The organism is Paenarthrobacter sp. NPDC057355 (genome assembly GCF_042667405.1).
Classification (GTDB): domain Bacteria; phylum Actinomycetota; class Actinomycetes; order Actinomycetales; family Micrococcaceae; genus Arthrobacter.
On sequence record NZ_JBHVAL010000004.1, the window covers coordinates 21,418 to 33,476 of the forward strand.

Here is a 12,059-nt window from a genome sequence, read left to right on the forward strand (position 1 = left end):
CAACAACACAGGAGGCAACGATGCCCAATCTCGTCGTCGATTTCGACACCCTGCTCACCATGTCCGGCAAGGACCTGGGCACAACCGACTACCGGGAAATCACCCAACAGCAGATCAACCTGTTCGCCGATGCCACGGACGATCAGCAGTGGATCCACGTTGATCCCGAGCGCGCCAAGGACGGCCCCTTCGGCGCCCCCATCGCGCACGGCTTCCTCACTTTGTCTTTGATCATCCCCTTCTGGGGCGAACTTTTCGACGTCGACGGCGTCACCACCAAGGTCAACTACGGCCTGGACAAAGTCCGCTTCACTTCCCCGGTCAAGGTCGGCTCGAAGGTCCGCATGCAGGGAAGCATCGCCGAGGTGAGCGAAGTCAAGGGCGGTGCCCAGATCAAGGTCAACGCCACCATCGAGATCGAAGGCCAGGAGCGCCCCGCCGTCGTCGCCGAATTCCTGGCCCGCTTCTACAAGTAAGCCGGTTCTGTAAGTCAGCCGCGTCGGCAAGTAACCAGCCCCTGTAAGTAACCCTCCACAACAAGTCCCTCCTCTTCCAAGGAACAGCCATGTCAGGACACACTGCACTCGCACCGTCGAGCACGGCCGCCAAGCGTAAAGAAGCGCGTACGGTCATCATGTCCAGCTATCTGGGCAGCACCATCGAGTTCTACGACTTCCTGTTGTACGCGACGGCGGCAGCGGTTGCCTTCCCCAAGGTGTTCTTCGCCGGAACGGACGAGTGGGTAGGGGTAGTGGCGGCGTATGCAACGTTCGCCGCCGGCTACGTCGCACGGCCACTGGGCGGCATTATCTTCGGCCATTTCGGTGACCGGATTGGCCGCAAGGGCATGTTGATCGTGTCCATGGCCATGATGGGCATCGCGTCCACGTTGATCGGCCTGATCCCGGGCTCCAGCGTGATCGGTCCGTGGGGAGCGGTGCTGTTGGTGATCCTTCGGGTCTTCCAGGGCATCGCCGTCGGCGGTGAATGGGGCGGCGCCGCACTGATGGCGCTGGAACACTCCGATCCCAAGCGGCGCGGCTTCGCGGCATCGTTTGTGAACGCGGGTGCACCAACAGGAGCTGTGCTCGGCACCGTGGTGATGGGCATCTTCTCCGCACTTCCGCAGGACGCCTTCCTGGCGTGGGGCTGGCGCGTGCCGTTCCTGCTTTCCTTCCTCCTGCTGATCGTCGGCATGTTCGTTAGGCTGCGGGTTTCCGAGAGTCCGATCTTCGCCGAAGCTGTGGCCAAGGAAAGTGCGCTGGGAGCCAAGCGCAAGGTTCCGCTGCTGGAAGTATTGAAGCGTCCCAAGGCACTGATCATGATCATGTTTGCCGGAGCCGCCGGATTCGGTCTCCAGGTAGTGCTCCCGACGTTCTCCGTCACCTACGCCGTTTCCAAGGGCGCTCCCCAGCAAGGCGTGCTCTATGCCTTTGCGGGAGCCTCGGCCATTTCCATCCTCTTCGTGCTTCTGGGCGGGCGCTTGTCCGACCGCTTCGGTCGCCGCCCAGTGATGGTCACTGGCCTGGCGTTGTTCATCCTGTACCTGTTCCCCATGTTCGGGATGCTCAGCTCGGGCAGTATCGCCCTGATCTTCCTGGCCTTCACTGTTGCACTCGTCCTGCACTCCTCGCTTTACGGGCCACTTGCGGCGTTTGTCTCCGAGCAGTTCGGCACCACCAACCGTTACACCGGTGCGGCTGTTGGCTACCAACTTGCGACGTTGATCGGCGCGGGCTTCACCCCTGGCATCGTTGCGGGCCTGTACAAGGACTCAGGCCAGAGCATCGTCCCCGTGGTGGTCTTCCTGGCCGCTATGTCCCTGATGTCAATTGTCTTCATCCTGCTGACGCGGGAGTCTAAGAACAACGACCTTTCCACGGTCAGTTAGGAGTACGCACATGGACAACAACGGAGTTGGATCCTGGTTGCACCGCCGCCGCAACAAGTCCGGGAACAAGACAGCCCTCATCCATGGCGAGCAGAGCCTGAGTTACCTCGAGCTCGCCAACCGGACCGATCGCCTTGCCAACGCGCTCAAGGACAGGGGAGTGGCCAGGGGTGACCGCGTGGCCTACCTTGGCGAGAACCATCCGTCCTTCGTGGAAACCTTCTTCGCCTGCGGGCTGCTCGGAGCGATTTTCGTTCCGCTCAATACCCGCCTGGCCGCACCGGAACTGCAATTTCAGCTTCAGGATTGCGGCGCGAGTGTCCTGGTCAACGCCGAAGCCCTGGATGGTGTGGCATCGGCATCAGTGACGGACACAGTGGTAACCCACCGTCTTGTGGTGGCGCCCGACGACGGCCCTGAAAGTGCCGCTGCCAAGCTGCCATCCGGCGTCGAACAGTACGGGGAGGTGATTGAGCGCGCCGACGCTGCCCCGCTGGATGAAGCGGTGACCCTGGACGACGATGCCATGATCCTTTACACCTCGGGCACAACGGGCAAACCGAAGGGAGCCCTGCTGACCCACGGCAACATCACATGGAACTGCATCAACACCGTGGTGGACATGGACCTGGGCCGGAACGACGTAGCGCTCATGATTTCGCCGCTCTTCCACGTGGCATCCCTGGACATGGGCCTGCTGCCGATGCTGCTCAAAGGCGCCACGGTCATCCTCGAGTCCAAGTTCGACCCCGCACGCGTCCTGGATCTGGTCGGCCGGCACAAAGTCACCACGCTCAGCGGCGTCCCCACCACCTTCCAGATGCTCTGCGACCATGCTGAATGGTCGGCGGCGGACCTCAGCTCCCTGGACAAGCTCACCTGCGGCGGGTCGGCGGTTCCGCAGCGCGTGCTGGACGCGTATGAAGAACGCGGCATCGGATTTACGGCGTGTTACGGCATGACCGAAACGGCGCCCGGCGCGACCATGCTGCCGGTTTCCGCCTCGAGGGAGAAAGCCGGCTCGGCCGGGTTGCCGCATTTCTTCACGGACGTGCGGATCGTCGACCCGTTCGGCGGGATCGTGGGGGCCGGGCAGGTAGGGGAGATCCAGATCTCCGGGCCCAATGTCATCAAGGAGTACTGGAACCGGCCCGAGGCCACGGCAGAAAGCTATGCCGACTCGTCCTGGTTCCGGTCAGGGGACATGGGTTGCCAGGACGGTGACGGCTTCTTGTTCGTCTCGGACCGGCTGAAGGACATGATCATTTCCGGTGGCGAGAACATTTATCCAGCTGAGGTGGAAGCAGCCATTGCGGAGCTCCAGGCTGTGGGGAGCGTGGCCGTCATCGGGGTGAGCGACGAAAAATGGGGAGAAGTGCCCCGCGCCATCGTCACGCTGCGCGAGGGGACGTCCTTGACCGAGGAGCAACTGCGCTCGCATCTGGCAGGAAAGCTGGCCCGGTACAAGATTCCCAAGTCCGTGGTCTTCGTTGAGGAGATGCCCAGAACCGCCAGCGGGAAGATCCGCAAGACCGATCTCCGCAAGCAATACGCCCAGTAGCCCAACCCTCGCTCACATCCCACGGGCTTCCTCCCGACGCTCGATCACATCCCCCAGGCTTGGGCGGGACCGCCGCTCACATCCCCCAGGCTTGGGCGGGACCGCCGCTCACATCCCCCGGTTTGTGGGCGGCGTCACGGTCGAAACAATCCGTTAATGGACTAAATTCGGGTTAACTTTGTCCATCGAACTGCCTAAATAGCTTCCGGGGCATTACGATTGGCACGACTCTTCTCTGAGTACGCATGGTCACAACGAAACCGGGGGATATACCAATGAGCTACCCGCAACAACCGCAACAGACCCAGCCTTACGGCACCCAGGCGGGCGAACCGCCGCTGTGGGCTCCCTACTACGGCGCCCCGATTGGCGCGGCTATCCAGCGTTTCTTCAAGAAATACGCCACTTTCACTGGCCGGGCCAGCCGCAGTGAATACTGGTGGGTTGCCCTGGCGCTGGGTGTCATCGGCCTCATCCTGCAGATCCTCACTGGCATTTTGGGTGCAGCAGGCGCCACCACGACAAGCAGCGGAACCGTTCCCGGTCCTGGTGCTGCGGTCGGTGTCATCCTGATCGTCGTCTTCTACCTGGCGGTCCTGGTTCCGTCCATCGCGCTTCTGGTTCGTCGTCTGCACGACGGCAACTTCAGCGGATGGCTTGCCTTGCTTGGGCTCGTCCCGTTCGTGGGCGGCCTGGCAATCCTGGTTCTCGCACTCCTGCCGTCCAACCCGGCGGGCCAGCGATTCGACCAGCCGACGGCCTAGCACGTCACGCATTGGCAAAAGGGGCGGCGCAGATTGTGCCGCCCCTTTTGCGTGCCTGGGCGCGGGTACAACCGCACCGTGAAATGCTGTCACTGACGCGGACCGACCCAAAGACGAGGAGTGCCAGCCATGGGAACGATCAGACGATGCGCGGTGGTTGGCGGCGGAATCATCGGCGTCGCGGTTGCGCGGGAGCTTGCCAAAAAGCTCGACGGCGCCCGGGTCACCATCTTCGAGAAGGAGGACCGCCTGGCCGCACACCAAACCGGCCACAACTCCGGGGTGGTCCACGCAGGCCTCTACTACGAGCCTGGCGGGCTGAAGGCCCGGTTGTGCCGCAGGGGGGTCGAGCTGCTCCAGGAATTTTGCGCCGGGAAGGCCCTGCCCTATGAGGCCTGCGGAAAGCTGGTGATCGCCCAGACCGCGGAGGAGCAGCAACGCCTGAATTCCATCTTTGCGCGTGCCACGGCCAACGGAGTGCCGGGAGTGCGGATGTTGAACGGCGAGCAAATACGCGAGGTGGAGCCGAACGCCGTCGGGCTTTCCGCCTTGCACTCGCCGGAAACGGCGATCGTGGACTACACGGCAATCACCAAAGCGCTCGCCGACGACGTTCGCGCCGCGGGCGGGACCATCCGGCTCGGGCAGGAAGTCACTGCGCTGGAACAGCAGGCGGAGGGTGTAGTGGTCCGCACGAAGGACGGCGAAGAACACTTTGACCTGGTGGTGGCGTGTCCCGGCCTGCAATCGGACCGGCTGGCCGAGGCCACAGGCGAGCCGGCCACCCCAAAAATCGTGCCTTTCTTTGGGCAGTACTTCCTCTTGGGTCGCGAAGCCCGCCATCATGTGAATGGCCTGATCTATCCGGTGCCGGACCCCAGGCATCCTTTCCTCGGCGTCCATCTCACCAAGCGCATCGACGGCGAAATGATGCTGGGCCCTAATGCGTTCATTTCCTTCGGGCGTGAATCCTACGGTTGGACGGACGTCCAGCTCCGCGACGTTCTTGACTACGCGCTGTTCCCCGGCTTTTGGAATTTCGCCCGGCAGAACGTGCCCTCGGCGGTGCGGGAATTCCAGACCGTCGTGAGTAAAAAGAAGTTCATCCGCGAGGCCATGCGCTTTGTGCCGTCGCTGGAGGGCGCCACCGTTCTCCCCGCAACCCGGGGCGTGCGCGCCCAAGCCATGAACGGTGACGGATCGCTGGTGGACGACTTTGTGATCGCACGACGCCGGGACACCGTTTTGGTGCGGAACGCGCCGTCGCCCGGGGCTACTTCGTCCATGGCGATCGCCGAGTACATCGTGGAGCGAGCGCTGGCTGACTGACGAACGCGAGTTAACAAGCCTGTGATCGCCCGGAAACGGCGTCCACATCCCGTGTGGATAGCTTTGGCCCATGATCACTTCACTGGCCGCACTGGCGACCCGGATGGGCCAGGCCTGCGGGCGCTGGATTGAGGCAGCATACGTCTTGGACTGTGCGGGGCCTGAAGAGGATGAATCCCTGGCCGTGGCTCCGGATTGGACCTGGCTGCCTGCCCTGAGTGGGGTCACCGTCGCAGGCGCCCAGGCCATCCAATCCCACGTACGGCGCGCGCCAAAAGCCAGGTAGAAGCCGCATCAGAAGCTGCACTGTGTTGCGTTGAGCACACTATTCGTTATTGACGGGTAGTATGCCCTAAACTCCTTCACTGAGGTGCCGGAATGGGCACTATGCAGCAACGAAAGCGAATCCTCAATGGCTACTGATTACGACGCCCCGCGCAAGACAGAAGAAGAGTCTCCCGCTGAATCGCTTGAGGCTTTGCAGGCGTCACGCGGGGGTGGCGCCCAGACTGCTGTCATCGACGTTGAGGATGTCGATACTGCCGAAGGAATCGACCTTCCCGGCGCCGACCTTTCGGGCGAGGAATTGACTGTTGTTGTGGTCCCGGAACAGTCCGACGAATTCACCTGCGGCTCCTGTTTCCTGGTCCGGCATCGGTCCCAGATCGCCTTGGAAAAGAATGGCCTCAAGTTCTGCAAGGACTGTGAAGGCTGAATAACGCGCTGATCACGTTATCTTCGATCACGAAAACGTGGCAGATGCGGTGTGAAACAGCCCGTATGGGTGCTCGGCGCGGCCTTTAATAATCCTCCTGTGATCAGCTGGCCGTCCTTTTAACGGTTATGCGCCGAAGCGGCCACAACCGGTCCAACGGACTGAATGCACTCCTACAGTTGAAGTATCAACTTCGCCTGAAGGGGGCACAAAAAATGAGGAAAATTGGAGCGGGTTTGGCGGTTGTCCTGGCAGCTGCCGGGCTCGGTCTGGCAGTGCCGGGGCCAGCCTCGGCGGCGTCGTATTGCGGCATCACCTGGGGCTCGCTGGCCAAGGCGGATCCGGATATGAGTTCGGGCAACGTCACTGCGGTGCGTACAGGGCAGCAGGCGTGCTTCGACCGTCTGGTGATCGACGTCAGCGGCAAAGTGGCCGGATACTCCGTGCAGTACGTTCCGGTGGTAATCCAGGATCCTACCGGCTTCCCTATCCCGGTCCTGGGAGGTGCGGACCTTCAAGTGATGGTCACAGCGCCCTCCTATGACCAGCAGGGGCACTCCACCTACCTGCCGGCAGCCAAGGCGGAGCTTTCCAATGTCTCCGGCTACCAGACTTTCCGACAGGTGGTCTACGCGGGCAGCTTCGAGGGCACGACGAGCGTTGGGCTGGGCGTCCGGGCCAGGCTTCCGTTCCGGGTCTTCGTTTTGGACGGACCCGACGGCGGTTCGCGGCTTGTGGTGGACGTCGCCCACCACTGGTGACACCTGGCACCCAGAACCCCTGGCGCCCAGATAGCGGGAAAGCTGCCAGTTCGCACGGAAGTTTCCGGACGGACTGGCAGCTTTCCAGCGTTTTCGGCGCTACACCATCAGGGTTACTCGGGAACCACCAGCGCCGGGGTGTCCTTCCGGATGGTCTCGCCGCGGAAGAAGCCGGGCTTCCTTCGGGCCTGGATCAGCATGACCACGGCACCCAGGGCCAGGATCCCGATGCCCAGGATGAACACGAGTCCCACCCCGAAGACCTCCGATCCACTGCCGAACTCCGGATCCCAGCTGTCCACGGCGGTCTGGATGAATACCACGAACAATCCCACGCCGCCCAGTACCGGGCACAGCAACCGCAGGAAGAAGTTGCGTGCACTGCTGAACACGCTATTGCGGAAGTACCAGGCGCAAGCGATGGCCGTCAGCCCGTAGTAGAAGCAGATCATCAGGCCCAGGGCCAGGATGGTGTCGTTGAGGACGTTCTCGCTGATCACGTGCATCACCGCGTAGAAGCCCGCGGACAGTAGACCGGCCGCAACAGTGGCGAAGCCCGGCGTCGAGAACTTCTTGCTCATGTGGCTGAAGCGCTCCGGCAGGGCGCCGTAGTGCGCCATGGCGAGCAGGCTGCGCGAGGGCGAGGTGAAGGTGGACTGCAGGGAAGCCGCGGAGCTGGACAGCACCGCGAGGGACATCAGGATCGCGAACGGTCCCATGACCGGTGAGGCCAGCGCCGTAAACACGTTGGCGTGGTTTTCAGGATTGTTCAGCCCAATACCCGTATCGCCGACGCCGGCGAACATCATCGTGGCGATGGTGACCAGCAGGTAAATGCCCAGAACGATGACGGCGGTGAGGGTACCGGCAGCTCCCGCGGTCTTCTTGCCGTTGGCGGTTTCCTCGTTCACGGTGAGGCAGACATCCCAGCCCCAGTAAACGAAGATCGACAACGAGATTCCGGCCGCGATCTGGCCGAACGTCTCAACCTTGGTGACATCGAACCAGTCCCAGCTAAAGGGAACGGCGGTTTCGGACGCGGACCAGGTGGCAAACGCCATGGCGACAAAGAGTCCCAGAACCAGCAGCTGGAAACCCACCAGCCCGTACTGCACGATCTTGGTGGTGTGCAGGCCCCGGTAGCTGATCCAGACGGCCAGTGCCACGAAAACGAAGCACGTGGCCACATTCAAGAGCTTGTTTGAAGCGAGCTCGGCCAGCTCTGGAGATCCGGTGGCCTGCGCCAGGAACAGGTAGAAGAAGTCCACGGCGACGCCCGCCAGGTTGGACAGGACGATGATGTTGGCGGCGAGCAGCCCCCAGCCGCCCATCCAGCCCACCCACGGGCCAAACGCCTTGGTGACCCAGGTGAAGGTGGTGCCGCTGTCCGGGGAGTCTGCGTTGAGCTCCCTGTAGGCCAGCGATACCAGGATCATCGGAATGAACCCGATCAGGAAGATAACGGGCAACTGCAGCCCGACTTCATTCACGGTCGGACCGAGCGCACCGGTGAGGGTGTACGCCGGGGCGATGGTTGAAATGCCAAGAACGACGACGCCGAGGAGCCCCAACTGCCCCGTCTTCAGTCCCTTGCCGCTGATGTCGTGCGACTCTGCGGCGCTTTTGGAAGCGCCGGCGCGGATTGTCTGGCTCATGAGGGGCCCTTTCTAGATGGCCGAAGGCTGCTGCTGCGTGATGCAGTGGATGCCCCCGCCCCGGGCGAAGAGCTCGCGCGCGTCAACACTGACCACGCAGCGTCCGGGGTAGGCATCGGCGAGAATGCGGAGGGCTTTCTCGTCCATGGGGTCATTGAAACTGCAGGCGATGACACCGCCGTTGACTACCAGGTGGTTGATGTAGCTGTAGTCCACGTACCCTTCCTCGTCGGTGAGGATTTCCGGTGCCGGAACTTCGATGATGTTCCATTCCCGGCCTGCTGCGTCATGGGTGGTGCGCAGGAAGTCGATGATTTCCAGGGAAACCTTGTAGTCCGGGTGCTCGGGGTTCTGCTGGGAGTGGACCAGCAATGTCCCGGGCGATGGAATGGCCGCCACGATGTCGACGTGGCCGCGGGTGCCGAACTTCTCCGAGTCGCGGGTCAGGCCGCGCGGGAGCCACACGACGTGGGTCGCTCCGATGGTGCGGGCCAGTTCCTTTTCGATGTCGGCTTTGGTGAGGCCAGGGTTGCGGCCTTGGTCCAACTGGACGGTCTCGGTGACAAGGACCGTTCCTTCGCCGTCAACCTGGATACCGCCGCCTTCGTTCACGATCCCGGAGGGAAGGTGTGCGACTCCAGCCCGGCCGGCAACGAACCCGGCGATGAGGGAGTCCTTGTCCCAGGCAGCCCAGTCCTGGGCGCCCCAGCCGTTGAAGATCCAATCCACGGCGCCCAGTTGCTTGTTGGCATCCAGCACGAATGAGGGCCCGATGTCCCGCATCCAGGCGTCGTTGAGCTCAGCGGTAAGCACCTCAACGCGAGGGTCGAGATAGCGCGCGGCCGTTTCGACGTCGTCGGGCGCTACCACCATGGTGACCGGCTCGAACTCAAGGATGGCGTTCGCGACGGCGGCCCAAGTGGAGCGCGCTGCGTGCGCCTCTTCTTCGGTCTCCCCCAAGGTGTAGCCGCCGGTGGGGAAGGCCATCCATACGCGGTCCTGTGGTGCCGTCTCGGACGGCATGCGCCAGGCGCTCACGCGGAGACTGCCTGGGGCTGGGTGCTTGAAGCGGGGCTCGCACCGAGGGGAGCGTCCGGGTTTACGGGTTCCGTGAGGCGGCCGTATGTCTCCGGACGGCGGGTTGCCAGGAACGGGAAGAGCGTGAGCCAGTCTTTGCGCTGGTCGAGGTCGAGGTCGGCCACCAGGACGGCGGACTCATCGCGGGGAGCTTGGGCCAGGATGCGGCCGTACGGGTCCGAGATGAAGGAGGAGCCGTAGAAGTTCAGGGTGCCCTCGTTGCCGTAGCGGTTGGGAGCGATCATGAACAGGCCGTTGGCGATGCCGTTGCCCACGATGACCTGCTGCCACAGCGGCTGCGTGTCGAAGTCGGGGTGGTCGGGCTCGGAGCCGATGGCCGTGGGGTAGACCAGGATTTCCGCGCCGCCCAGCGAGTACATGCGGGCGAGCTCCGGGAACCACTCGTCCCAGCAGGTGGGCATGCCAAGGCGTGCGCCGCCCAGTTCGGCGGGTGCGTGCACTGCGTAGGCATCATCGGCGTCCGGGCCCTTGCGGAAGAACTTGTCCTCGTAGTAGCCGGCGGTTACGGGGATATGCAGCTTGTGGGTGCGGGCCACCAGCTCGCCGGCGGGGGAGACCAGGATGGCCGTATTCAGGCCGAGGCCGTCGTCCGTGCCATCCGGGTTCTCTGCACGCTGGTACAGGGAGGCGTGGACCGAGACTCCGAACTTGCGGGCGGCTTCTGCGGCGAAGGTGAAGGTGGGGCCGGTCAGCAGGTCCTCGGTGATGTCCGACGGACGGATGCCTGCCGCCGGGTTGTTCTCCGGCTTGGTGTCGGCGGGGTAGCGGGAGAGCGTCAGCTCAGGCAGGAAAACAACGGTGGCTCCCAGCTTGGCTGCGCGTTCGATTCCTTCGGAGAGTTCGGCGCGGAGGGCCGCTTCGTCGGCATGCCAGCGGTGCTGGACGACGCCGACGCGCAGCGGCGTCCGCGTGGAGGGCTCGGTGCGGGCCAGGGAAGTGGGGGCTTCGAGGCAGGTAATTTCAATCATGGGGGCATGTACTCCGGTGAGACGACAATCACTAAATGAATAGCGTTCATTTAGTATGGCGCGAGTCACGTCGGAGCGCAAGAGGCAAATGAATGGTGCTCATTTATGACGGCCTGCCGGACGCCCTTGAATTGGCCTGATAGGGGGCTTCAGCCCGCCATGGTACTCAGTCCGCCAGGGTGGGCATGGTGAGGACTTCGGCCCCGTCGTTGGTGATCGCGATGGTGTGCTCGCTGTGGGCCGTCCTGCAGCCGGTGGCACTGCGAAGTGTCCAGCCATCGGCGTCCGTGACCAGCTGGGCCGTATCTGCCATAACCCACGGCTCCAACGCCAGGAGCAATCCGGGCTGCAGCTTGTAGCCGCGTCCAGGCCGGCCCATGTTGGGCACGTGTGGCTCCTGGTGCATGGTGGAGCCGATGCCATGGCCGCCAAATTCGGTGTTCACCGGGTAGCCGGCCTCCTTGAGGACCGATCCCATCGCGTAGGAAAGGTCGCCGATGCGGGCGCCGGGCCGGGCTGCTGCGATGCCGGCGCGCAAGGCTCGTTCGGTCGCTTCAATCATGGCCACGCTCTCGGCGGGCTTGGTGTCGCCGACGATGAAGCTGATGGCGGAGTCCGCGGCGATTCCCTGCAGGGATACGGCCAGGTCGAGTGTGAGCAGATCGCCGTCGGCAAGTGCGTAGTCCCGTGGCAGTCCATGGAGGACGGCATCGTTGACGCCGGTGCAGATGTAATGGCCGAACGGCCCGCGCCCGAAGGAGGGGGCGTAGTCGACATAGCAGGACACGGCTCCGGCCTCCAGGATCATCTCCTTGGCCCAGGAGTCGATGTCCAAGAGATTGGTGCCCACGGCGCAACGTTCTTTGAGGGTGTGCAGGATGTTGGCCACGAGGGCGCCGGAAGCCTTTGCCCGAAGCAGTTCGTTGGCGCTGAGGATCTCAATCATGAGCAGCCCTTCTGTTGTACGTCCAATAACTATCCCGGCCATATTATCCCGGTATTACAATTGGAGCCATGGTCAGGTTGCCTCTCACACCCGCAGAGGCCGAGCGCGGACAACGCCTCGGCTCATTGTTGCGCCGCGCACGGGGTACGCGCTCCATGCTGGAGATCGCTCTCGATGCCCGTGTTTCCCCCGAGACGCTCCGCAAGATCGAGTCCGGCAGGGTAGCGACGCCGGCCTTTCCCACGGTGGCTGCGATTGCCGACGTCCTGGGACTGTCCCTGGATGAAGTCTGGGCGGAGATCAACCAGCCGGACGCCGGTACGGACCCAAGTGCGCCGCGCCGAAGCGCCCGGGAGTTCCTGGCCTCGTAA

Annotated in this window: 13 protein-coding genes; 9 read left to right on the forward strand and 4 right to left on the reverse strand. The window is 63.3% G+C overall.

What is annotated here, in order from left to right; genetic code table 11:
• The first annotated feature begins 20 nt into the window (after window positions 1–20).
• The 8 genes from ACFUOZ_RS06765 to ACFUOZ_RS06800 all read left to right on the forward strand — a co-directional run bounded on the left by ACFUOZ_RS06765 (window position 21) and on the right by ACFUOZ_RS06800 (window position 7,021).
• The gene (locus ACFUOZ_RS06765) at window positions 21–476 is read left to right on the forward strand and encodes a MaoC family dehydratase (protein WP_377546043.1); all 456 of its coding nucleotides are present in this window, start codon (window positions 21–23) and stop codon (window positions 474–476) included.
• An 89-nt stretch (window positions 477–565) separates the two neighbouring features.
• Window positions 566–1,891, forward strand: a complete 1,326-nt coding sequence (locus ACFUOZ_RS06770) for an MFS transporter (RefSeq protein WP_377546045.1) — start codon at window positions 566–568, stop codon at window positions 1,889–1,891.
• A gap of 10 nt (window positions 1,892–1,901) precedes the next feature.
• The gene (menE, locus tag ACFUOZ_RS06775; RefSeq protein WP_377546047.1) at window positions 1,902–3,452 is read left to right on the forward strand and encodes an o-succinylbenzoate--CoA ligase; all 1,551 of its coding nucleotides are present in this window, start codon (window positions 1,902–1,904) and stop codon (window positions 3,450–3,452) included.
• 275 nt (window positions 3,453–3,727) lie between these two features.
• A complete protein-coding gene (locus tag ACFUOZ_RS06780; protein ID WP_377546049.1) occupies window positions 3,728–4,216 on the forward strand; it encodes a DUF805 domain-containing protein in 489 nt (162 codons plus the stop codon).
• Window positions 4,217–4,345: 129 nt separating this feature from the next.
• A complete protein-coding gene (gene lhgO / locus ACFUOZ_RS06785) occupies window positions 4,346–5,545 on the forward strand; it encodes an L-2-hydroxyglutarate oxidase (protein WP_377546051.1) in 1,200 nt (399 codons plus the stop codon).
• 70 nt (window positions 5,546–5,615) lie between these two features.
• On the forward strand, window positions 5,616–5,831 hold the full coding sequence (locus tag ACFUOZ_RS06790) for a hypothetical protein (protein WP_377546053.1): 216 nt from the start codon (window positions 5,616–5,618) through the stop codon (window positions 5,829–5,831).
• 126 nt (window positions 5,832–5,957) lie between these two features.
• Window positions 5,958–6,260, forward strand: coding sequence for a DUF4193 domain-containing protein (locus tag ACFUOZ_RS06795; protein ID WP_018780148.1), 303 nt, complete (start codon window positions 5,958–5,960; stop codon window positions 6,258–6,260).
• 215 nt (window positions 6,261–6,475) lie between these two features.
• The gene (locus ACFUOZ_RS06800; protein WP_377546055.1) at window positions 6,476–7,021 is read left to right on the forward strand and encodes a hypothetical protein; all 546 of its coding nucleotides are present in this window, start codon (window positions 6,476–6,478) and stop codon (window positions 7,019–7,021) included.
• A 113-nt stretch (window positions 7,022–7,134) separates the two neighbouring features.
• On the opposite strand, the gene ACFUOZ_RS06805 is transcribed toward ACFUOZ_RS06800, so the two are convergent.
• From ACFUOZ_RS06805 to map, 4 genes are all read right to left on the reverse strand, one after another.
• Window positions 7,135–8,676 carry an APC family permease gene (locus tag ACFUOZ_RS06805; RefSeq protein ID WP_377546057.1) on the reverse strand — a complete coding sequence of 514 codons (1,542 nt, stop codon included), beginning with the start codon at window positions 8,674–8,676 and terminating at the stop codon, window positions 7,135–7,137.
• Between the two features lie 12 nt (window positions 8,677–8,688).
• Entirely contained in the window at window positions 8,689–9,714 is a 1,026-nt protein-coding gene (locus ACFUOZ_RS06810; protein ID WP_377546059.1) for an agmatine/peptidylarginine deiminase, read from the reverse strand.
• Complete coding sequence (locus ACFUOZ_RS06815; protein WP_377546061.1) at window positions 9,711–10,742, reverse strand: nitrilase-related carbon-nitrogen hydrolase; 1,032 nt, start codon at window positions 10,740–10,742, stop codon at window positions 9,711–9,713. The genes ACFUOZ_RS06810 and ACFUOZ_RS06815 overlap by 4 nt, the downstream gene beginning before the upstream one ends.
• A gap of 166 nt (window positions 10,743–10,908) precedes the next feature.
• Complete coding sequence (gene map / locus ACFUOZ_RS06820; RefSeq protein ID WP_377546063.1) at window positions 10,909–11,688, reverse strand: type I methionyl aminopeptidase; 780 nt, start codon at window positions 11,686–11,688, stop codon at window positions 10,909–10,911.
• 68 nt (window positions 11,689–11,756) lie between these two features.
• Here map and ACFUOZ_RS06825 point away from each other — a divergent pair, with 68 nt between their 5' ends.
• A complete protein-coding gene (locus ACFUOZ_RS06825; RefSeq protein ID WP_144662755.1) occupies window positions 11,757–12,059 on the forward strand; it encodes a helix-turn-helix domain-containing protein in 303 nt (100 codons plus the stop codon).

Bases quoted from the DNA above. Each gene is read 5' to 3' on its own strand.
- ACFUOZ_RS06765 (WP_377546043.1), top strand. From the start codon at position 21: ATGCCCAATCTCGTCGTCGATTTCGACACCCTGCTCACCATGTCCGGC.
- ACFUOZ_RS06770 (WP_377546045.1), top strand. From the start codon at position 566: ATGTCAGGACACACTGCACTCGCACCGTCGAGCACGGCCGCCAAGCGT.
- menE (WP_377546047.1), top strand. From the start codon at position 1,902: ATGGACAACAACGGAGTTGGATCCTGGTTGCACCGCCGCCGCAACAAG.
- ACFUOZ_RS06780 (WP_377546049.1), top strand. From the start codon at position 3,728: ATGAGCTACCCGCAACAACCGCAACAGACCCAGCCTTACGGCACCCAG.
- lhgO (WP_377546051.1), top strand. From the start codon at position 4,346: ATGGGAACGATCAGACGATGCGCGGTGGTTGGCGGCGGAATCATCGGC.
- ACFUOZ_RS06790 (WP_377546053.1), top strand. From the start codon at position 5,616: ATGATCACTTCACTGGCCGCACTGGCGACCCGGATGGGCCAGGCCTGC.
- ACFUOZ_RS06795 (WP_018780148.1), top strand. From the start codon at position 5,958: ATGGCTACTGATTACGACGCCCCGCGCAAGACAGAAGAAGAGTCTCCC.
- ACFUOZ_RS06800 (WP_377546055.1), top strand. From the start codon at position 6,476: ATGAGGAAAATTGGAGCGGGTTTGGCGGTTGTCCTGGCAGCTGCCGGG.
- ACFUOZ_RS06805 (WP_377546057.1), bottom strand. From the start codon at position 8,676: ATGAGCCAGACAATCCGCGCCGGCGCTTCCAAAAGCGCCGCAGAGTCG.
- ACFUOZ_RS06815 (WP_377546061.1), bottom strand. From the start codon at position 10,742: ATGATTGAAATTACCTGCCTCGAAGCCCCCACTTCCCTGGCCCGCACC.
- map (WP_377546063.1), bottom strand. From the start codon at position 11,688: ATGATTGAGATCCTCAGCGCCAACGAACTGCTTCGGGCAAAGGCTTCC.
- ACFUOZ_RS06825 (WP_144662755.1), top strand. From the start codon at position 11,757: ATGGTCAGGTTGCCTCTCACACCCGCAGAGGCCGAGCGCGGACAACGC.